Source organism: Saccharopolyspora antiqui (assembly GCF_052246905.1).
In the GTDB taxonomy this organism is placed as follows: Bacteria; Actinomycetota; Actinomycetes; order Mycobacteriales; family Pseudonocardiaceae; genus Saccharopolyspora.
The window spans coordinates 14505-33985 of sequence record NZ_JBQQBO010000042.1 but is presented as its reverse complement, the minus strand read 5'-3'; the positions used below and the strand labels follow the sequence as shown (position 1 = coordinate 33985).

Sequence of the window (19481 nt, the reverse complement as noted above, 5' to 3'; positions counted from 1 at the left end):
CATTTCACCCGCCCCACCATGCGTTATCAGGAAGTCCGGCTGCCCTACTAGCGGGCGCCGCCGAGCCGCATAGATCCTTGCCTACGGGGGTATGACTGGTTTGGGCCTGAGGGCCGTGGCGACCGTGACTCGGGTGAGGCGGTCTTCGATAAATTACATTGGAGGAATCATGGTGAGCTTACCAGTACGTGACCCGGCGCAGGATCATCTACTGACTCCGAAGAATGCGGCGCTCGTGCTCATCGACTATCAACCGCCGCAGATCTACACAGTAAAGTCAATGAACACCGGAACGATGATCAACAATGTAATCGCGTTGACGCGACTGGGAAAGTCCTTCGGCATGCCCATCGTACTGACCACGGTCAACGTCCAAACAGGCGTCAACCCGGACACGATACCGCAACTGCGGAGCGAAATTCCCGATCTGCCATCCTACGACCGAACACAGATCAACGCTTGGGAAGACAAAGAGTTCGTTGAAGCGGTGAAAGCCACCGGGCGCCGGAAGCTGATCATGGGAGCGCTGTGGACGGAGGCGTGCCTGCTGTTCCCGACCATGGACGCACTCAAAGAGGGTTATGAGGTATATCCGGTAGTGGACGCGCTCGGTGGCACCACGAGAGAGGCTCACGACGCGGCCCTGCAGCGGGTGTATCAGGCTGGCGCGCAGCCGACGACGTGGAACTCGGTGGCGTGTGAGCTTCAACGGGATTGGGCTCGCAAGGACACCGTCAAGGACTTTCTGCAGACCGTCATCGACCAGAACGAGGACTGGGGTTGGTACGAGGAACTCCGCGGGGCAGGCGAGCGGTACACGGCCGCCGTGCCCGTCCAAGCGGGAGCGGGCGTCAGATAAGAAAGGTCGACCATACCGGCATCACGGTGGCGTCGTTGGCCGACTCGTTGGAGTTCTGGGTCGGCGTTCTCGGGTTCAAGCATCTCTACACGACGCGTTTTCCGAATGATCCTTTCATCGAAAACGTTGTCGGTGTTCCCGGGGCCGCGCTGGTGCTGGCGATGGTCGAAGGGCCAGGACATTCGATTGAGCTGCTGGAGTACAGCGCTCCGGGCGAGCGACATATCATGAAGCCGCGGTCGTGCGATGTCGGATCGGTGCACGTTGCACTTTTGGTCGATGACCTCGATGCGCTTCTCGATCGTATGAAGCAAGCCGGATGGAATCCGGTCGGAACGCCGCAAACTGTCGTGGAAGGGGAGCGGGCGGGCCTCCGGCTCGTCTATGTGCGCGGGCCTGACGGCGCGACGGTGGAGCTCCTTCAGCCTGGCCCGGGCGCGGTAAGCAGTCCTAAGACTTGAGGACGACAAATCCAGTACTGCGCTAGATAGGCATGGTTGACCATGATTGTCCTGGCTGTACGGCGGGACCGGCGCGAGAGGTGCTCGTGACCATGGCCGAGACCCCCGAGCGGCCGGGCCGATCCGCACCGTCGGCGCGGACGGATGCCGCACCAACACCTGCGGTGATCGCAGGGCACAGCGCACTGGAGTGCCTGCTGACGTTCATACTGCTGTTCGGAGTGGTCACGATCGTTCGTTGGGTCACCGGCGCTTCCCCTCTGTCAGCGGCGGTCCCGCAGGTTCGGTTGCAGTTGTTGATCGTCGGCGTGTGTGTGGGGCTGCTTCTGGCGGGGCTGATCCTGAGCAGGCCCGGGAAGCTCTCGGGGGGCCATCTGAACCCGGCGATCTCGCTGGCCATGTGGCGCTTCGGGGTCTTCCCCGGGGTGTCGGTCGTGCCTTACGTCGTGGGCCAGCTCGCCGGATCAGTGCTCGGGGTACTCGCGGCACGCGCGGTGTGGGGCCACGCGGTCGGAGACCCGCCGGTGGTCTACGCCGCGCTGCAGCCAGGTGCAGGCTGGTCAGCCGGTTCGCTGTTCGCGGCGGAGGCCGTCAGTATGGGCGTCATCGTCTTCCTTGTCGGGCTGTTTCTGCAGCGCCCGAGGCTGGCGCCGCTGGTCCCGTGGCTGGTCGGATTCCTGATCGGGGCAGCCATCGCTGTGCTGGGAACCTCCACTGGAGGCTGCGTCAACCCGGCACGCCAGTTCGGCCCGGCGGTGTTCTCCGGACATCTGGACTTCCTGTGGGTCTACCTGCTCGCGCCCATGGTGGGAGCGACGATCGCGGCCGGCCTGCTGGCCATGCTCAACCGGATACACCGGCGCCGCGCCGTCCTCACCTACCGCCTGTGCGGCACCCATCTCGACGGTTCTCCCCTCCAGGGATGACGGCCGAACTCCGGACTACCAGCCCGCGGTGCTCGGCACAACCTGGGCCGGAAGTCCCGTGCGGAGCCGTCCCACCGGCGTCACCATGGAAAAAGCTCCGCGAACGGGAGAAGTGACAAGCGGCTCCAGCCTTCAACGAGACGCCCGATTCCTTCTCCCGAACCCACCTGGCGCACCGTCGTGATCGGAAAGAAAGGACTCGGACAATGCGTGCGCTGTGTTTTGATCACTTCGGTGGCCCGGACGTCCTGTCCGTCGCAGAACTCGCCGACCCCGTCGCTACCACGGACACGGCCGTGGTCGCCGTCAAGGCCGCCTCGGTGACCCCTTCCGACCTGAAAAACGTCGCCGGTGCCATGGAAGGGACCGTGCTGCCGCGTGTCCCTGGCCGTGACTTCGCCGGCGTGGTCGTCGACGGGCCGTCCGACTGGATCGGAGCCGAGGTGTGGGGCACCGGCGGTGACATCGGCTTCACCCGCGACGGCTCACACGCCGAGCGCGTCACCGTCCCGGCCGACGCCCTGGCCCGCAAGCCGCGGACGCTCGATTTCGACGAGGCATCAGTGATCGGCGTCAACTTCGTGGTCGGTTGGTTGGGCGCGGTGGAGACGGCCGACCTGGCCCACGACGAGACGATCGCGGTGTTCGGCGTCTCGGGCGGAGTCGGCGGCGCGGTGGCCCAGATCGCCCGCGCCCGCGGCGCCCGCGTCCTCGGCGTGGACCGGCATGCCCCCGCCGAGGGCACCCCCGCAGCGGAGATCATCGACGAGTTCGTGCCGTTCAACGACCCCACCGTCGATGTGCCCGCCGAGATCACCCGGCTCACCGGCGGCCGCGGTGCAGAGGTCGTGTATGACGCGGTCGGCGGTGTCACCACCCCCGCCGCCCTCGCCTCACTCGCTCAACGCGGACGCATGGTGGTGATCAGCGCGGTCGGCACCTCTACCGTTGAGATCAACCTGAGGGACTTCTATCACCGCGAGATCCGGCTGCTCGGCGCGGACAGCCGCAAGCTCGACCTCACCGCCTCCGCAGAACGCCTCGCCCTGCTGAGTCCGTACTTTGAACGCAGGGAGTTCCGGCCACTGCCGATCGCGCGGACCTTCGACCTCGACCACGGTCCGGACGCCTACGCCGCACTGGCCGACCGCGTCCGCGGTCGGATCGTCATCCGTCCCTGAGCGTTTCCGTTGTCATGCCGCATCCATCAGATCACCTCCGGCGGGTGGGCCCAGGTTCAGCGCGTGCACCTGACTTGGATTCGTCTCGTAGGGGGCTTTTGCGTTTTAGGGCGCTGATACGATCAGCGTTAGAGAGACGATCTTTGATCACCTCCGCACTGCGTCGGGCCAGCGCTTGGAGCGACTCGTCCAGCACGCCCACCGGTGTCAATGCTCGCCGCTGCGTTCCTGGCCGTCACCGCCTACGCCGAACGAATCCGCAACCACACCAGCGAAAAGGGGGCGCTGCATCTGATGGAGAAGTCTTGATCCCCTTATCGTGCAACGAAATCCGACGACTCTGGGCCGCCCTCACCCAGCCCACACACCCTCAATCGCACACCGACTACTGGTCACACTGGCGACGACGCCATCAAACCCGAGTCCGGCAAAGCCACTACCAGCGACAACGCCTCAAACATCACACCGTGCCACAGTACTAGGCACCAACCTGGCGCAGACCGCCGCCTTCTTACTGGCCAAGATCGTTCGCCGGGAGTTCTCCATCGACACCCGTGTTCGCTTTGGTGCACTGGACAACGCCCCGTACGAGGTCATACTCGACCCGGAAATAGACCCCGAAGATTGACCAAGAAAAGACGGGCACTCAGACCGCATCGCGTGAACTGACCCGCTGGCATTGACTACTCGGCGCTCCCCTCTACCGCGGGTTCACCGGCGCAGACGCGTGGCGCCCGGAACGGTTCCGGCTAGGCATCACGACGGCCGATGGATCAGCGCAGCCGGTAGTACCGCACTGCGTTGCCCCCTCGGATGGCCGCGAGTTCGGTGTCGTCGAGTCCGGCATCGGCCACCGCACGATCCAGGTCCTGCCAGGCGCGGTGGTATTCGCAGGCCAGGTTGATCACCGGCCAGTTGCTGGCCAGCATGCACCGCTCGGGCCCGAACTCCTGCAACGCGTGGTGCACGCACGGCGTCAGCTCGGTCGGGTTCCACTGCCAGGAGCTGAGCACGTCCACTCCCACCGACAGCTTCAGCGCGGTGTTCGGCAGCGCCGCCAGGCGGCGGACCCTGGATCGCCACACATCCGGATCGCCCGAGCCCAGCGGTGGACGTGCGAGGTGGTCGATGACCACGGTCAGGTCGGGGTGCTGCGCGGCCAGTTCGGTCACCACGTCGACCTGTGCTTCGGTGACCGGGACGACCTCCCAGCACCAGCCGAGGTTCGCCAGCTCCGCCAGCACTGCGCGCACCGGCCCGGTGCGCCACCCGGCGCATTCGTCCCGGCCGATCAGGCATCGTGCGCCGCGCACCGAAGGCTGCCGCGCCAGTCGCGTCAGCTCCTCACCCGCCACCGCCGGGTCGTCCACCGGGATCCAGGCGACGACGCCCGCCACGAACCCGGCCTGAGCGGCGAAGTCCAGCATGCGGTCGTTCTCGTCCGCCGAATTCACCGATTGCACCAGGATCGTCGCGTCCACGCCGCTGCGCGCCAGCTGCGGACCGAGGTCCTCGGGCAGGAAATCCGCTGCCAGCACACCCTGTTCGTTGGCCCCTCTGGTGCCGACGTGCCAGAAGTGCTGGTGGACGTCAACGACCGGGGTGCGTTGCTCAGACCACTGCCACGAAACCACTGCTGCTCCTCACTGTCACACCGACCACCGCGTAAATCGGTTCAGTCCTGGCGGTGCCCGTGTTCCTCCACGTGTTCGGCGAGGTGCTGCGCGAGCAGACCGGCCAGCGGCACTCGGACGTCGCAATCCCGGGCCGCGGCCACCACATCCCACAGGTCCTTGCTCCAGGTGCGGTAGCGCACCGGCACCCCGTTTCGGTCGTAGTCCCGCACGACCCCGTCGAAGAAGCCCCAGTTCTCCGTCACCCAGGACGCCCCGGTGCAGGTGCGCACCAGATCGAGCACCTGCTGCTCGGTGACGCCGTGCGCCTCGGCCAGCCGCAGGGCTTCGTGCACGCCAGCCAACGCGGAGAACATCATCAGCTGGTTGGCGAGCTTGGCGGCCGCCGCCGCGCCCACCGCTCCGACGGGCACGATGCGGTCGGCCATCGCCTGCAAGGCTGGCCGGGCCGCTGCCACCGCGGTCTCCGAGCCGCCGAGTGCCATCGTGAGTTCGCCGCGCAGCGCTCGCTCGGGCCCGCCGCTGACCGGGGCGTCGAGGATCGAGAGCCCCGCCGCTTCGCATTCCGCGGCGAGTTCTTCGAGGGTGCGCGGCAGAACCGTGCTGTGCACGGCCACGATGCTCCCGGCAGCCAGGTGCTCGGCCAGGCCCCGCACCACGCGGCGCACCTGCTCGTCGTCGGGCACTGCGATGGACACCAGCTCGCAGGCGCTGAGGTCGCGCAGCCGCGGCGCCCACCGCGCGCCACTGTCCAAACAGGACTGTGCCCGATCAGGGGTGGCGTCGTGCACGGCCACCGGCCAGTCCGAGTTGAGCAGTGCACAGGCCATCGGGGCGCCGATGTTGCCGACGCCGACGAATCCGATCTCCCGGCCCGTCATCTGCGCGCCGGTCCAGCCGCGCGGGCGCCCAGGCGCGGCGCGGGTAGATCGAGACCTCGTTGAGTTCCCGTGCTGGACCCGACGGTCGGGAAGCCCGCCGACCCGATGACGGCGGCCGCTCGGGGTTCGTCGCACCAGGCTGGCAGTTCAGCGGAGTTCATGGCTCTCCCGTCGCATGCCGTTGGGATCAGTCGAACGCGGCCGGGCAGAACGTCCGGCGGAAAACGTGATCGATGGAGCGCCCGATGAGCTATTGTCTACAAGAAACGAAGCGCGCTGGCAAGATCCGACGTGTCGCGGTCCTGCCACCCCGGCGGAGGAGGTCTCCAGGTGCGCCACCCCGAGCCCGAAAACCCCTTCGCCGCAACGGCTTTCAGCACGCCTCCAGGACGCATCGAGGCGCCCTCGCTCGTCCAACTCGCCACCGATGCGCTGCGCCGGATGATCCTGGGCGGACAGCTGCGCCCCGGCGAGCGGCTGATCGAGGACCGGATCACCGAGCAGCTCGGCATCTCCCGGCCACCGCTGCGCGAAGCCCTGCAATCGTTGGCCCGCGAAGGGCTGATCACCCGCGTGCCCCGCCGCGGCGCCGTCGTGACCAGGCTCGACGAGCGCGACGTCCGGGAGATCCTCGACCTGCGGGCCGGTATGGAAAGGCTCGCCGTGGAGCTGGGCGTGCCCTGCCAATCGGCCGAACGCCTGCAACGGTGCCGCCAAGCACTGCGGGCCATGCAGGACTGCGCCCAGCGCGACGACCGGGCCCAGCTGGTCGAGCGCGGCTACGACTTCCACCTATCCATTGTGGACATCGCCGGGCACGGTCGGCTCACCGAGTTCTACCGGTCGCTGCAACAGCAACTGCTGCTGTGCATGGCGATGAACCTCTACACCCGCGAACACCACTACGAGAACCTGACCGAACACGTGGCCCGCCACGAACAACTGCTGCGCACCATCGAAGCGGGCGACCCGCAAGCCGTGCTGGCCGAACTCGCCCAACACGGCGAAGCCTCCTTCACCCACCACCCGGCCGACCGCGAAGTCGATTAGCGGACCCGCGGATCGGTTCGGGCGCGGCGCACCTCCGGATGACGAGTGAAGGGCACTTCGCACCGAGTAGCTCGGCGCCACCCCGCAGATCGGCCCGGATGCCGAGCGGCATCCGGGCCGATGTGTGCTGAACCACGGGAGCGTCAGGCACCGTTGGGCTTGTGACGTGAAAGCTGCCCGCGAATCGCGCCATCCGGGAACTCGTCGTTGTGCACGTTGACGTAGAACGCGGCTGGCATGTCGACAAGTTCCCTGGCCAGCGCTCGGTCGATCGGGACGCATCCGTCCGATTCACCGGTGGCCGGGTTCGGGAGGGTGACGACCACCGGACCCGCGATCCCGCGCGCACCGCGATGGATATGTGCCGCGGTGGTGGGCAGCGCGATCCGGGAAACCTTCAGGTGCACGCACACCTGGTTCGGGAAGACCGTGAGGCGAGCCAACCCCGAGCCGTCGGGATCTCCAGGGCCGGGCACCTCCTGGGCGCCGTCGAGCTTGGCGACGAGCTTGATCCCGTGACGCGCTGCCTTGTCGCTGGAGACAGCGGCGCTGGCCATGCCGACGGTCAAACCCGCCAGAGCCAGCACTACGGTGATGATCGGGACAGCAACACGATGCAGAAACCGCATGTGATCACTCCTGACATCTCGAAGCGGTTTTGCACATCGTGCAAAGGAAGCCCCCCGGCTGCTGGATCAACGACACGGAAGCACCGAACAGGGCGAAACCTTGACGTTATCCGAGTGAGCAATGCGAGCGCCGATCACCATCTGGACGCCCAGCGCGAACAAACCTCACGACTTCAGGATGGTGCCGCCTGCGCTTCACACTCCGGCAACTCGAACGAGCCGGGATCGTCGAGCACGGCAGAGGTGAGCCAGCCATCGGCGAATTCGTCGGACAGATCTCCTGTCCGCGTAATCTTGAGTCCAGACGCGATAATTCCCGTACGGCGCTGTTCATCCGCCATAGCTACTGAAGCCCGTCGTCGTGATCTCGTCGCACTCGTCGCAGATCGGCCACCCGGCTGGCGGGTTGTGCACCGGCCCCCAGCCGAGGCCACCGCACAGCCCCATCACGAGAGATCGCCCGTCGAAGTCCTTGCGATGCGCGTTGACGTCGGCGCGGTGAACTTCCCGTTCCCGCCAGGAAATCGCGTATGCACCCCGTGCAGGGGCCGCCGCCGCGACGGACGGCGCGACTTCGAGTTCCGGCAACATCGGAGACTCCTCAAGTTCAGTTCGTGTCACTGGTGGCGCATCGCTGGCCAGTGCGGTGAGCATCAAGCACCTTTCGCACGGGACACCGATGAACGGCGACACGATCTCGGCTTCGGTCGGTTCGAGCTCGGCACCGCACGATGCTCGCCAGACGGCCGGAGAACCGACATCGGGAATCCAGCAGGTGTGCACCTCCGGCGGTCCCGCGAGCACCGAGGCGCTGGCGCGGCGACGCGCGAGCACTACCGGCACAGCGGCCCCCGCACAGGATGAGGGCCACCGGCCGAAGCCCCACTTGCGGCTCCGGCCGGTGGCATGGCTCGCCCGACCGCCACATCGGGGAGGGGGCGGTGGCGGCGGGGCGAGTCCCCGTGTACGGCCGGTCCCGCGCAATGAGACCGGGCCGTCATTGCCGCACGGCGCGCTCGGGCGACTCGGCTCGCACGGCGCAGCGACACGGGGCGAAGACTTCGGAACTCGTCGACGAGGTCCGTCACGACAGGTGCCCACGACAGCACCAGCACGAGCAGGACCGTGATCCACAACAGCGCGCTACCCACGACGCACACCCCGCAGCACACGCCGGACCCGGTTGCACCGACCCGAGGCGAGCCCGCGAGCGATCACCCACCAGTCCGAATCACGAACCACCGGCGCGACGACGAAGCCAAGCACCAGCACGCCGACCAGGGCGAGCCCGTAAAGGGCGATCGTGTCGGCAAGGAAATCCGGCTGCATTCGACCACATCCCGGTTGTTGTCTGCGTAGTCGACGAGGCACTGTCCGTCGATCATCTTCGCGTCGCGACAGTCCCACAGGACATGTCCTGTGGGCAACAACATGCAGGCCTAGTTGTGTTTCTTGCACTCGATCGGAGGAGTCCGATATGCCATGTCTCCGGCGTGACAGACTGCATCCACCGTGATCACCGCCGTGGAGGTCCGCCCGTGACGAACCGACAGCCCGGTCCCAGCGTTCGCCGCCGCCAGCTCGGCGCGATGCTGCGCCAGCTTCGGCGGGTATCCGGCAAGACAATCAAGGACGCTTCAGCGTGGCTCAACATCGGCGAGTCGGCTGTGAGCAAACTTGAAAAGGGCAAAATTGCGATCAAGACACAAACCGTCCGGGCATTGGGTCAGCTCTACGATGTCGACGCCGCCAAGCTTGATTACCTCTTGCGTCTCGCCAGCGAAGCAAACGAACGCGGTTGGTGGACGGCGTACAGAGACACCGTCCCTGATTGGTTCCGACAGTTCGTTGGGCTGGAAGCCGATGCGCTCGACCTGTGGAACTACGAGTCGGAGTACGTCCCTGGCCTGCTGCAAACGCCTGCGTACGCACGAGCGCTGTTGCAGGCCAACCGGCCAGACTTGGCCGATGACGAAATCGGGCGACAGGTAAAGCTACGAACCGAACGTCAGGAACGTCTTGACGGCGATCAGCCGCCACGCCTGCATTTCTTCATCAACGAGTCGGTAATTCGTCGACCGACCGGCGATCCGGAAGTGATGCGCGAACAACTCGCGCACCTCATCGAATCTTCAAAACTCGATCACATCACCTTGCGTGTCCTGCCCTTCGCCGCCGGTCCGCACCCCGCCATGTCCGGGGCCTTCGTGATGATGCAGTTTCCGGAGGAGGAGGCCCCGGCGTTCGTCTACGTGGAGAACGAGCGCGGTGCCATCTACCAGGAAGATCCTGGCGACATCGACCGCTATACGGTCATTGTCGACGCTCTCGATCGGCTCTCATTGAGTCCCGACGACACACGCGGGATGCTGGCCGAGGCGGTCAAGACCCAGTGAAGCGAGCAAAACAGGGAAGGGGCACACCGATGCCCGACACGAAGTACATGTACAGCGCTTGGCGGAAGTCGTCGCGCTCCGGCACCAACGGCGGCAACTGCGTGGAGGTTGGCTTCGACGACGAAGCCGACATGGCCGGTATCCGGGACACCAAAGACCGGGCAGGCGGGACACTTGAGGTTTCCCGCGCTGTGTGGGCGAAGTTCGTCGACGCCGTCCGGCGCGGCGACATGAGCGCCTGACGAGCCGCGCCCTCGTCTCCGGCTCGGAGGCGAGGGCGTTGCTGTGTGCGGATTGGGGTCGGTGGTGCGTGTTCGTGAGCGAGAATTCCGGTTCTTACCAGCGCGATCGCTCACGAGCGCGGAGAGTGTTCGCCACGGCTCAGTCGTCGAAGAACGTGGCGTCGGCTGGGTCGAGGTATCGGCGGGCTTCCGCCACGATGAACTCCACGCCCAGGCCTGGGCGGTCCCAGACTTCGATGAAGCCGTCTTGGACGATGGGGTTCGGTAGGCCTTCGACGATGGAGTACCACCAGTTCGGTTCGGCTACCGGGTACTCGAAGGCGATGAAGTTGTCCGGGAGTGTCGCGCTGACCTGCACGAGCGCGGCCAGCCCGAGCAGGCCGTCGAGCACGCCGTGCGGGGCGATCGAGATGCCGTGGAGATCCGCGTACTCGGCGATCCACTTCAGCTCCGCCATGCCGCCCACGTCGCACGGGTCGGGGCCGATCACCCGAACCGCCTGGGTGTCGATCAGCTGCTTGAAGTTGTGCCGCAGGTAGATCTGCTCGCCGGTGTGGATGGGCGTGCTGGTGGCGACCGTGACCTCCCGGTACAGCTCCGGATGCACCCACGGCACGTAGTCCCCGGTCAACATGTCCTCAAGCCAGGCGATCTGCAGCGGCTCCAACACCTGGGCCACCCGGATCGCGTCCGCGACCGACCACCCAGGACCCATGTCGAGCGCCAGCCCGACCTCGTCGCCGAGCACCTCCTTCATCGCGGTCACGCATTCCACCACGTGGTTGAACCCGCGCTCGGTCAACCCGCCGCGGTTTGGATTGCGCGGCCCGGTGCGCAGTTCCCCGTAGCTGAAGTCGGGCACGTTGGTGGCCATCGCGCCGTGGAACGCCACACCCTGCTTGATGAGCGTGAAGCTCTCGGCGGCCGCCTTCATCTGCCGCATGTTCGCCGCGTAGTCGGCCGGGGTGTGTCCGGCCAGCTTCGGCCGAACGCCGCCGTTGTACACGCGCACCCGGTCCCGGACCTTGCCGCCGAGCAGCTTGTAGACCGGCAGCCCAGCGGCCTTGCCCATGATGTCCCACAGCGCGAACTCGATCGCGCTCACGGCGCTGCCCCACGGCTTGAAACCGGCGAAGCGGCGGATCTTGAGCATGCAGCGCTCGACGTCGGTCGGGTCCTCGCCCACCAGGAAATCGCGGTACATCTCGACGACCGGCCGAAGGTAGGGCTTGGACGATTCGATCTGCCCGTAGCCGTCGATGCCTTCGTCGGTGATCAGCCGAACGATCGGACTGCCGCCGATCACCGCGCACCGCAGGTCGGTGATCTTCATCGCACCCACTCCCCCGCATCGAGACCGCCTGCCCGCGCGGTCCGCGCGAACCAGCGGGCGCTGTCCTTGGGCGTTCGGCGCTGCGTCCCGTAATCGACGTGCACCAGGCCGAATCGCTTCGAATAACCCCAGGCCCACTCGAAGTTGTCCAGCAGCGTCCACACGAAGTACCCGCGCAGGTCGACGCCGTCGGCGATGGCCTGGTGCGCGGCGCGGAAGTGCTCCGCCAGGTAGCGGACCCGCTCGGGATCGCGGACCTGCCCGTCGGAGTCCACTCCGTCCGGGTACGCCGCGCCGTTCTCGGTGACGTACAACGGGATCGGACCGTACTCCCGGTGCAACCTGGTGAGCACCTCGTGCAGACCGGCGGGATCGACCTCCCAGCCCATGTCGGTGGTCGGCAAGCCGCGCTTGACTTGGACCATGTCGGCGCTGCCCACCCACGAGCTGGTCGGTTGATCGGGTGTCCACACCCGCGGCTGCGGCCCGGCCGTCACGACGTGCCGCGTGTAGTAGTTGACGCCGAGGAAATCCAGCGGCTGACTGATGATCTCCGCGTCGTCGGCTTGGAGGTGGCTGGCGTCCAGCACCGGCGCGACATCGTCGAGCACATCGGCGGGATAGCTGCCGCGCAGCAGCGGATCCAGGAACAGCCGGTTCATCAGACCGTCGATCCGGCGGGCGACATCGCGGTCCTGCTCGGTGTCGCTGGCCGGATCCACCGGGTACAGGTTGAGCGTGATCCCGAAGCTGCTGTCGCGGTCGTTCGCCCGCATCCCCTGCACCGCCAGGCCATGGCCGAGCAGCAGGTGGTGCGCCGCGCGGAACGCCGCCGCGTGGTCCCGCCGCCCTGGGGCGTGGCGTCCTTCGGCGTAGCCCAGGAAAGCCGAGCACCACGGCTCGTTCAGCGTGCTCCAGTGCTGCACCCGATCCGCCAGCCGCTCGTGCACCCGCGTCGCGTAGTCGGCGAACCGGTGTGCCGTGTCGCGTTCGGGCCAGCCGCCGGAGTCCTCCAACCGCTGCGGCAGATCCCAGTGGTAGAGCGTCACCCACGGCACGATGTCCGCCGCCAGCAGCTCGTCGATCAGCCGCGAGTAGAAGTCGAGCCCGGCGGGGTTGAGCTCCCCGGTCCCGTCGGGCTGCAATCGCGGCCACGCCAACGAGAACCGGTAGTCGGTGACGCCCAGCTCGGCCATCAGCGCCACGTCGTCGCGATAGCGGTGGTAGTGGTCGCACGCCACGTCACCGGTGTCACCGCCGAGCACGTTGCCGTCGGTGTGCGCGAACCGGTCCCAGATCGACTCGCCCCGGCCGCCTTCGCGCACCGCGCCTTCGATCTGGTAGCTCGCGGTGGCGACGCCCCAGCCGAACCCGTCCGGGAACCGGAGCACACCACCGAGATGTGGAGAAGTGCGGCCCATCAGTCCTCCTAGATGTTCGCTCACCACTGCCAGTGCTTCGGCGCTGCGGCGAGCGGCATGAGTTCAGCCCAAAGCTGTTCAGGTATCGAATGTTGCGCCAGCCGCAGGGTTTCCGCGACCCGCTCCGGGCGGGAGATGCCGACGATGGTCGAGGTGATCCGGGGATCGCGAAGCGAGAACTGCAGGGCCGCGGCGGCCAGCGGCACCGAATACCGCTGGCAGGCCTGCTCCATCTCGCGAACCCGACGCAGGATCTCGGCGTCCGCACTCCGGTAGGCGTACTTGGTGACCGTGCTCGTGCCCTTGGCCAGGATCCCGCCGCCGAACGGGGCGCCGTTGACCACCCCGACACCGCGCTGGACCGCGTCGTCGAGCAGGTCCTCGGCGCTGCGATCCACCAGCGTCCACCGGTTGTGGGTGATCAGCGCCTCGAACGGTGCCTCCCGGAGGAACCGGGCGAGCAGTCCCACCGGACCGCCCGCCACCCCGACGTGCTGGGCGATTCCCTCGTCGCGCAGTTCGAACAGCGCCTGCACCGGACCGCCCGGGGCCATCGCCGCCTCGAAGGAGATGTGCTCCGGATCGTGCAGGTACAGCAGCGGAACCTGGTCCAGTCCGAGCCGCCGCAGGCTGGCCTCCGCCGACCGGCGCACCTGGTCCCCGGAGAAGTCGCCGGTCGCGGTGTCCCGGTCCACTTTGGTCGACAGCACGAAACCCTCGGGCGGGCCGCCGGTTTCGGCCAGCGCCGCACCGATCCGGCGTTCGCTGTCGCCGTCGCTGTAGCTGGCGGAGGTGTCGAGGAAGTTGATCGGGCTGTCCAGCACGTGCCGCACGGTGTCCACGCCGCGTTCGGCGGGAACCTCGTAGCCGAAGTTCTGCGGCATGCTGCCCAGCGGTCCACCCCCGACGCAAAGCGATGTGACGGCCAATCCCGTCCCGCCGAGCGGGCGGCGGGGCAGCGCCGGTTCGGGGCTCATCGGGCCGCCACCACGGTCAGCGGTAGGCCGTGCGGGTCGGTGAGCAACTGCCCAGCGCGCAACTGGCCGGGGGGCGTCGCCGCCAGCACCGGACCCGCGCCCGCCGCCGTCATCGCGTCGATCGCGGCGTTCGGGTCGGCGGCGCCGAGCGCCATGGTGCGCAGGCCGACTCGCGGCTGCTCCGGAGTCCACGGGTTGGGTTCGGTGGTCTCCGAGTAGGTGAACAGCTCCACCACGGCCGGGCCGACCTGCAGGTTGGTGATGACGAATCCGCGCGGGTCGGCGGGGAAGAACAGCTGCCCGATCACGGTGGCGTGCAGCGCGCCGACGTAGAACTCCAGCGCTTCCTGGAGGTTCGGCGCGCTCACCGCGATGTGGTCGAACGTCGGCCCGGCGTCGCGCGGCCGGTCCCGGTGCGCCACCCGGTCCCGCTCGGCGAGCTCCGGCGACCAGGTCTTGTCGTGGTCCAGGTGGCCTTCGACGAACTCCAGCAGCGTTCCGTCGGGATCGGTGAAGAAGGTGATCCGCACACCGCCGTGGGCGTCCTTCGGTTCCTTGGTGAACGGCACCCCGGCGTCGAGCAGGCGCCCGGCCTGGACGTCCACATCGCCGACCTTCATGCCGAAGTGCCGCAGCCCGCACTGCAGATCGTTCGGCGACCAGCCGCCGAGATCACCGTCGGCGATCTCGACCAGCTTCAGGCGGGCGGCTCCCGCGTCGAGCCAGCGCACTCCGGGGCGCTGCGGTTCGGCGACGTCCACCGCGGTTCGGAAACCCAACAAGCCCTGGTAGAAGTCCAGCGACCGCGCCAGATCGCGGCAACCGATCTCCAAGTGCTGGATCTTCGGGGATTCGGTCACGTTCTGCCTTCCTGCTCGGTGGAATTGGGCACGGGTCAGTCCTTCAGAGCGCCCGCGGTCAGGCCCGCGACGAATCGCCGCTGGAGCCACACGTAGACGAGGATCACCGGCAGCACCGACATGGTCAGCGAGGCGGTCAGCATCGTCCAATCGGTGGAGTACTGGCCGATGAGGCTGTAGAGGACCGGTTGCAGCGGGTGGTAGGCGGGGGTCTGCAAGAACGTCTGGGCGAACAGGAACTCGTTCCAGGTCTGCATGAACTGGAAGATGACCACGGTGGCCACGCCGGGGGCGGCCAGCGGCAGCATCACGCGCCAGAAGATGGTGAACTCACCGGCACCGTCGATCCGGGCCGCGTGGATCAGCTCGTCGGGCAGCGACTCGAAGAACGCCCGCATCAGGAACATCGAGAACGGCAGCGAAATCCCGACGTAGACCAGCAGCAGGCCCTGCCGGGTGTCCAGCAGGTCGAACGCCTTCAACTCCAGGAACAGCGGGATGATGATCGCGGTGGCGGGCAGCATCAGCGTCGAGAGCAGCGTCACGTAGATGAGCTGCTTGCCCGGGAAGTGCAGCTTCGCGAAGGCGTAGCCGCCCAGCGTCGCCAGCATCACCACCAGGACGCAGGTTCCGGTGGTCAGCCACACGCTGGTCCAGAAGTGCGTCCCGAAGTCCAGCTGGAGCCAGGCGCGGCGATACGCGTCGAGGGTGAAGGTCTCCGGAATCAGGCTGCCGCCGAACACCGTGTTCGGTGGCCGCACCGAGGTGAGCACCATCCACAGCAGCGGGGCGGCCGTCACCGCGCACAGCAGCAGGAGCGTCGCGTACCCGCCGAGGCGGCCGGAGAACAGGCGCCGCGCGGGCGGTTGTTGGCTGGTGTCAACGGACATCGCGGGCTCTCCCCAAACGCAGCTGGACGACCGTGGCGGCCATGGCGAGCAGGAAGATCACCATGCTGATCGCGGTGGCGTACCCCAGCGCCGGGACCGCACCCGCGCTGGAGCCGAACGCCAGGCCGTACAGGTAGGTGCCGAGCACCTCCGAGGCCCGGTTCGGTCCGCCACCGGTCATCACGTAGATCAGGTCGAAGGTCTTGAAACCGTCGATCAGGTTGAGGGTCACCACCACCGCAGTCACCTTGCGCAGCATCGGGACGGTGACGTGTCGGAACTGCTGCGCGGGTGTGGCGCCGTCGATGCGGGCCGCCTCGTACAGGCCCGGCGGGATGGTCTGCAACCCGGCCAGGAAGATCAGCATGAACAGGCCCAGCACCCGCCACAGCGACACCACGACCAGCGCGGGCAGCACGGTGGCCGGATCGGCCAGCCATGCGTGGGCCAGCGCGTCCAGGCCGACGGCGCGGAGGAATTCGTTGATCACCCCGACGTTCGGGTCGTACATCAGCTGCCACAGCACCGCGGTGACGACGAACGAGATCACCGCCGGGACGAACAACACGGTCCGGAACACCACACCGGCCCGCCAGCCCTTGTTCACCAGCACCGCGACCAGCAACGGCACCACCGTCTGCAACACCGTGGTCGCCGCGGTGAACAGCACCGTCGTGCCCAGTGCTTGCCAGAACACCGGGTCCACGACCAGCTCGGCGAAGTTGCCCAGGCCCACGAATTTCGGCGCCCCGTAACCCGACCACTCGGTCAGGCTCAGGTACACCGAACGCACGAACGGCGCGCCGACGAACACGACGAAGAACACCACGATCGGCAGGATGAACAGGTAGCCCACCGCGCTGCGGCGCAGCCGTTGCCCGCTGCGCGATACCGCCGAAGTCACCGGAAACCTCCTCCAGCTGCGATCGTCATGTCAGCGACCGGTCCGTTCCACTTCGGACTGGATCGCCCTCGCGGTCTGCTCAGGGGAGGACTGCCCGCCCATCAGCCCGGCGAACGCGTTCGACGCGGCGGCCGAAGAGCCCTTGCCGAACAGGATGTGCGGGGCGCCGTCCCCGTTGACCAGCCACGAGGTCATCTGCTTCAGCAGCGGGTCGGCGACCTGCTCGGCCGCCAGCCGGGTCGAGGGCATGCTGGTGGACTGGTTCATGATCCGCGCGTAGCGCTGCGGCTGGTAGGCGAAGTTCAGGAACTCAAGCGCCGCCTGCTTGTTCTTGCTGACGGCGCTGACCGCGAGCGCCGCGCCGCACTGGTTGGCGGTCCAGTGCCGACGCCCCGGTGCCCATGCCGGTACCGGCATCACCCGGTACCGCTGGACGAATTCCGGTGGGGCGGCCAGCTGGAGGTCCTGCGGCACCCAGGAACCGGCGAACAGCATCGCGGCCGCACCGGTGTAGAGCATGCGCTGCGCGGCTTCCTCCTTCAGCGCATTGCCGTTCGGCGCGATGGTCTCGGTCCGCAGCAGCGTCTCGACCTTGCGCAGCGCCTCGATCACCGGCGCGGAGTCCCAGCGCGCGCCGCCCCGGCGTTGGTCGAGGTCGATCACGAGTCCCGGATCGTCGGTGACCTGGGCGATCAACGGCAGGAAGAAGTCGAGTCCGGCCGAACCCGGGTTGTTGCGCACGACCAGCGCCTGCTTGTTCGTCGCGGTCCGGATGCGGCCCGCGGTCTCGACCAGCTCGTCCCAGGTCTCCGGCACGTCGGCGCCCGCCTGCCGGAAGATCTCCGGGTCGTAGAGCAACCCGAAGGTCTGCGCCATCCACCCCAGGGCGTATTGCTTGCCGCCGTCGGCGAAGGCTTCGTTGGTGGACGGGAAGAATCCGGACACGAAGTCGGAGCCGAGTTCGGCGCGCAGGTCGGCGGTCACCCCGGCCTTGCCGTACTCCACGGCGAGCACGTGTGGCCCGAAGATGTCCGGCGGGTTCCCGGCCGAGACCATCGCCTGCAGCGCTGGCAGGTAGGAGTCGGTGCTTCCGAACAGCCGGTTCTCCACCACGATGTTCGGGTGGGCGCGCTGGAACTCGTCGATCAGCTGCGGCCACTGCTCGCGCTGCTGCGTGTACCAGGTCCACACCCGGATCTTCGTCTTGCCGCTCGCGACGGGGCCGCCCGGCGTGTCGCAGGCCGACAGCAGCGACCCCGCGGCCAGTGCCGCGCCGCCGACGAGTCCGGTTCGGAGCACGCTGCGCCTGGAAGTGCCGCGCGTGGCAGGATCTGGTGAACCGGTCGTGCTGGCAGGCGTTTTCGGAGTCACTGATCCTCCGCTGGGGTACTCGACCCGAGCCCCGGTTGGGCGCTGCGGCACGCGGGACGGGGCTCGACGATCACACGTGGCCGAGAGCTTGGCCCGGTCACCGCGGAGCAGTCAATGAAACATCTCCGTAGCGAATCGCCCCTATTCGGCTTCTCCCCCGCAACCGACGCGCAACCGCGCGGAAACCCGCCTCAGGCCGGATCCCAGGACCGCCGGGCCGCGAGTTCCGCCTCGATGCCGCCCGGGCGCGCGGTCGATTCGTTCGCTGTTGTCCGCTCGAACTGCGGGCGCGGCAGCGACAGCAGCGCGGTGCGGACGACTTCCACCGCCGTCGAGCCGGGCTGATCGGCGCGCCACCACAGCGCCACGGTGCGGTGGCAGTGCGCGTCGAGGATCGGCACGCACACCACGCTCTCGGTGTTGGCCTGCTGCATGGCGAGGCTGTTGGTGATCCCCACGCCCAAACCGTGGTTGACCATCGACACCAGCGTCTGCGGCTGGTTGGTCTGGAACGCGATGGTCGGGCTCAGGCCCGCTTCGGCGAAGGCGTGGTCGGTTTCGAACTGGTGCGAGCGGCCGTCCGAACTCTCCCCGAGCGTCACCAGCCGGGTCCCGACGATCTGGTTCAGCCAAACCCCGGCGGCCGAGGCGAGTGCGTGCCCGCGCGGGAACATCGCCACCAGCGGCTCCCGCCACAGCGGCGTGCAGGCCAGCCCGCTGTCACCGACCAGCGGCAGCAGCGGGCGGACCGCGAGGTCGACGTCGCCCCGGCACAGCGCGGCGCCGATGTCGAGCGTCTGGCCCTCCCGCAGCACGAGGTTGAGGTGCGGATGGGTCCGCCACAGCTGCCGCACCGCCAGTGGGAACAGGTATGCGCCAGCGCTGGGGTAGACGGCGATGCGGACGTCGCCGCGCACCGATCCGGCCTCGCCGGACGCCGCGTCGACCAGTGCTTCGAACCGGTTCAGGATCTCCTGGGCGTGCGGCAGCAGCGCCCGTCCCTCGGGGGTCAGCCCCACCGGCTGCACCGACCGGTCGAACAGCCGAACTCCCAGCGCCTGCTCCAAGTCCGCGATGTGACTGCTGATCCGGGGTTGCGACCGGTACAGGGCCTTGGCCGCGGCCGAGAAGCCGCCGTGGTGCGCGACCGCGACGAAGCTGACGACCCATTCGATCCGGTAGTTCTGCACCCTGCTGAAGTCCATCGCACTTCCTCGTTCGAGAAGTTGGTGATCGTATCCGGCGTTCCCGAGCGGCCCCAGCGTGCCGACGGGCGCACGCGGTGGGTCCTCGCCCGATCCGATCCGATGCTCGCCGCTGCCGAACGTGCAACCCCTCGGACCGACACCGAGCCGATCTATTAGTTCAACGAATTGACTAACGAGACCTGTTCGAAAGCTGCCGAACAAGTCAGCCACCATGGCTCGCTGACCGGGTTGGCCACCAGAAGCCCCCACTGCGCCGCG

The 19481-nt window shown here is 67.5% G+C and carries 21 protein-coding genes; 7 read left to right on the top strand and 14 right to left on the bottom strand.

Annotated elements, in window-relative coordinates:
* The first annotated feature begins 169 nt into the window (after window positions 1-169).
* From ACTWQN_RS36805 to ACTWQN_RS36790, 4 genes are all read left to right on the top strand, one after another.
* A complete protein-coding gene (locus ACTWQN_RS36805; protein ID WP_443208300.1) occupies window positions 170-859 on the top strand; it encodes a hydrolase in 690 nt (229 codons plus the stop codon).
* A complete protein-coding gene (locus tag ACTWQN_RS36800) occupies window positions 781-1320 on the top strand; it encodes a VOC family protein (RefSeq protein ID WP_443208299.1) in 540 nt (179 codons plus the stop codon). Before ACTWQN_RS36805 ends, ACTWQN_RS36800 begins: the two co-directional genes overlap by 79 nt.
* A 92-nt stretch (window positions 1321-1412) precedes the next feature.
* Window positions 1413-2246, top strand: coding sequence for an MIP/aquaporin family protein (locus tag ACTWQN_RS36795; RefSeq protein WP_443208298.1), 834 nt, complete (start codon window positions 1413-1415; stop codon window positions 2244-2246).
* A 206-nt stretch (window positions 2247-2452) separates the two neighbouring features.
* Window positions 2453-3427, top strand: a complete 975-nt coding sequence (locus ACTWQN_RS36790; protein ID WP_443208297.1) for a quinone oxidoreductase family protein — start codon at window positions 2453-2455, stop codon at window positions 3425-3427.
* Between the two features lie 773 nt (window positions 3428-4200).
* Here the strand turns inward: ACTWQN_RS36790 and ACTWQN_RS36785 are convergent.
* Both ACTWQN_RS36785 and ACTWQN_RS36780 read right to left on the bottom strand, forming a co-directional pair.
* On the bottom strand, window positions 4201-5061 hold the full coding sequence (locus tag ACTWQN_RS36785; RefSeq protein ID WP_443208296.1) for an amidohydrolase family protein: 861 nt from the start codon (window positions 5059-5061) through the stop codon (window positions 4201-4203).
* Between the two features lie 41 nt (window positions 5062-5102).
* On the bottom strand, window positions 5103-6077 hold the full coding sequence (locus ACTWQN_RS36780; RefSeq protein ID WP_443208295.1) for an NAD(P)-dependent oxidoreductase: 975 nt from the start codon (window positions 6075-6077) through the stop codon (window positions 5103-5105).
* Window positions 6078-6272: 195 nt separating this feature from the next.
* Between ACTWQN_RS36780 and ACTWQN_RS36775 the strand changes: the two genes are divergently transcribed.
* Entirely contained in the window at window positions 6273-6992 is a 720-nt protein-coding gene (locus ACTWQN_RS36775; RefSeq protein WP_443208294.1) for a GntR family transcriptional regulator, read from the top strand.
* Between the two features lie 143 nt (window positions 6993-7135).
* On the opposite strand, the gene ACTWQN_RS36770 is transcribed toward ACTWQN_RS36775, so the two are convergent.
* The 4 genes from ACTWQN_RS36770 to ACTWQN_RS36755 all read right to left on the bottom strand — a co-directional run bounded on the left by ACTWQN_RS36770 (window position 7136) and on the right by ACTWQN_RS36755 (window position 8950).
* The gene (locus ACTWQN_RS36770; RefSeq protein WP_443208293.1) at window positions 7136-7621 is read right to left on the bottom strand and encodes a CHRD domain-containing protein; all 486 of its coding nucleotides are present in this window, start codon (window positions 7619-7621) and stop codon (window positions 7136-7138) included.
* 173 nt (window positions 7622-7794) lie between these two features.
* Window positions 7795-7962, bottom strand: a complete 168-nt coding sequence (locus ACTWQN_RS36765; protein WP_443208292.1) for a hypothetical protein — start codon at window positions 7960-7962, stop codon at window positions 7795-7797.
* Window positions 7952-8275, bottom strand: a complete 324-nt coding sequence (locus tag ACTWQN_RS36760; protein ID WP_443208291.1) for a hypothetical protein — start codon at window positions 8273-8275, stop codon at window positions 7952-7954. The genes ACTWQN_RS36765 and ACTWQN_RS36760 overlap by 11 nt, the downstream gene beginning before the upstream one ends.
* Window positions 8276-8764: 489 nt before the next feature.
* Window positions 8765-8950, bottom strand: a complete 186-nt coding sequence (locus ACTWQN_RS36755) for a hypothetical protein (RefSeq protein ID WP_443208290.1) — start codon at window positions 8948-8950, stop codon at window positions 8765-8767.
* A 209-nt stretch (window positions 8951-9159) separates the two neighbouring features.
* Here ACTWQN_RS36755 and ACTWQN_RS36750 point away from each other — a divergent pair, with 209 nt between their 5' ends.
* Window positions 9160-10017 carry a helix-turn-helix domain-containing protein gene (locus ACTWQN_RS36750; protein WP_443208289.1) on the top strand — a complete coding sequence of 286 codons (858 nt, stop codon included), beginning with the start codon at window positions 9160-9162 and terminating at the stop codon, window positions 10015-10017.
* 29 nt (window positions 10018-10046) lie between these two features.
* Window positions 10047-10259: a DUF397 domain-containing protein gene (locus tag ACTWQN_RS36745; protein WP_443208288.1), complete on the top strand. Its 213-nt coding sequence runs from the start codon at window positions 10047-10049 to the stop codon at window positions 10257-10259.
* A gap of 139 nt (window positions 10260-10398) precedes the next feature.
* Here the strand turns inward: ACTWQN_RS36745 and ACTWQN_RS36740 are convergent, their stop codons facing one another.
* The 8 genes from ACTWQN_RS36740 to ACTWQN_RS36705 form a co-directional block, all read right to left on the bottom strand.
* The gene (locus ACTWQN_RS36740) at window positions 10399-11592 is read right to left on the bottom strand and encodes a mandelate racemase/muconate lactonizing enzyme family protein (RefSeq protein ID WP_443208287.1); all 1194 of its coding nucleotides are present in this window, start codon (window positions 11590-11592) and stop codon (window positions 10399-10401) included.
* The gene (locus ACTWQN_RS36735; RefSeq protein WP_443208286.1) at window positions 11589-13013 is read right to left on the bottom strand and encodes a GH1 family beta-glucosidase; all 1425 of its coding nucleotides are present in this window, start codon (window positions 13011-13013) and stop codon (window positions 11589-11591) included. The genes ACTWQN_RS36740 and ACTWQN_RS36735 overlap by 4 nt, the downstream gene beginning before the upstream one ends.
* Window positions 13014-13033: 20 nt before the next feature.
* The gene (locus tag ACTWQN_RS36730) at window positions 13034-13990 is read right to left on the bottom strand and encodes an aldo/keto reductase (protein ID WP_443208285.1); all 957 of its coding nucleotides are present in this window, start codon (window positions 13988-13990) and stop codon (window positions 13034-13036) included.
* Complete coding sequence (locus ACTWQN_RS36725; RefSeq protein WP_443208284.1) at window positions 13987-14850, bottom strand: VOC family protein; 864 nt, start codon at window positions 14848-14850, stop codon at window positions 13987-13989. The genes ACTWQN_RS36730 and ACTWQN_RS36725 overlap by 4 nt, the downstream gene beginning before the upstream one ends.
* A gap of 35 nt (window positions 14851-14885) precedes the next feature.
* Window positions 14886-15740: a carbohydrate ABC transporter permease gene (locus ACTWQN_RS36720; protein ID WP_443208283.1), complete on the bottom strand. Its 855-nt coding sequence runs from the start codon at window positions 15738-15740 to the stop codon at window positions 14886-14888.
* Window positions 15730-16644, bottom strand: coding sequence for a carbohydrate ABC transporter permease (locus tag ACTWQN_RS36715; protein ID WP_443208282.1), 915 nt, complete (start codon window positions 16642-16644; stop codon window positions 15730-15732). The genes ACTWQN_RS36720 and ACTWQN_RS36715 overlap by 11 nt, the downstream gene beginning before the upstream one ends.
* A gap of 30 nt (window positions 16645-16674) precedes the next feature.
* Window positions 16675-17943 (bottom strand): ABC transporter substrate-binding protein, encoded by a 1269-nt coding sequence (locus ACTWQN_RS36710; protein ID WP_443208281.1) that lies wholly within the window; start codon window positions 17941-17943, stop codon window positions 16675-16677.
* Window positions 17944-18206: 263 nt separating this feature from the next.
* Window positions 18207-19220 carry a LysR family transcriptional regulator gene (locus ACTWQN_RS36705; protein ID WP_443208280.1) on the bottom strand — a complete coding sequence of 338 codons (1014 nt, stop codon included), beginning with the start codon at window positions 19218-19220 and terminating at the stop codon, window positions 18207-18209.
* Window positions 19221-19481 lie beyond the last annotated feature (261 nt).

Excerpts from the sequence above, each read along its gene's own strand:
- ACTWQN_RS36760 (WP_443208291.1), bottom strand. The coding sequence starts at position 8,275 with ATGCTCACCGCACTGGCCAGCGATGCGCCACCAGTGACACGAACTGAA.
- ACTWQN_RS36720 (WP_443208283.1), bottom strand. The coding sequence starts at position 15,740 with ATGTCCGTTGACACCAGCCAACAACCGCCCGCGCGGCGCCTGTTCTCC.
- ACTWQN_RS36770 (WP_443208293.1), bottom strand. The coding sequence starts at position 7,621 with ATGCGGTTTCTGCATCGTGTTGCTGTCCCGATCATCACCGTAGTGCTG.
- ACTWQN_RS36705 (WP_443208280.1), bottom strand. The coding sequence starts at position 19,220 with ATGGACTTCAGCAGGGTGCAGAACTACCGGATCGAATGGGTCGTCAGC.
- ACTWQN_RS36765 (WP_443208292.1), bottom strand. The coding sequence starts at position 7,962 with ATGGCGGATGAACAGCGCCGTACGGGAATTATCGCGTCTGGACTCAAG.
- ACTWQN_RS36735 (WP_443208286.1), bottom strand. The coding sequence starts at position 13,013 with ATGGGCCGCACTTCTCCACATCTCGGTGGTGTGCTCCGGTTCCCGGAC.
- ACTWQN_RS36740 (WP_443208287.1), bottom strand. The coding sequence starts at position 11,592 with ATGAAGATCACCGACCTGCGGTGCGCGGTGATCGGCGGCAGTCCGATC.
- ACTWQN_RS36795 (WP_443208298.1), top strand. The coding sequence starts at position 1,413 with ATGGCCGAGACCCCCGAGCGGCCGGGCCGATCCGCACCGTCGGCGCGG.
- ACTWQN_RS36745 (WP_443208288.1), top strand. The coding sequence starts at position 10,047 with ATGCCCGACACGAAGTACATGTACAGCGCTTGGCGGAAGTCGTCGCGC.
- ACTWQN_RS36805 (WP_443208300.1), top strand. The coding sequence starts at position 170 with ATGGTGAGCTTACCAGTACGTGACCCGGCGCAGGATCATCTACTGACT.
- ACTWQN_RS36730 (WP_443208285.1), bottom strand. The coding sequence starts at position 13,990 with ATGAGCCCCGAACCGGCGCTGCCCCGCCGCCCGCTCGGCGGGACGGGA.
- ACTWQN_RS36790 (WP_443208297.1), top strand. The coding sequence starts at position 2,453 with ATGCGTGCGCTGTGTTTTGATCACTTCGGTGGCCCGGACGTCCTGTCC.
- ACTWQN_RS36755 (WP_443208290.1), bottom strand. The coding sequence starts at position 8,950 with ATGCAGCCGGATTTCCTTGCCGACACGATCGCCCTTTACGGGCTCGCC.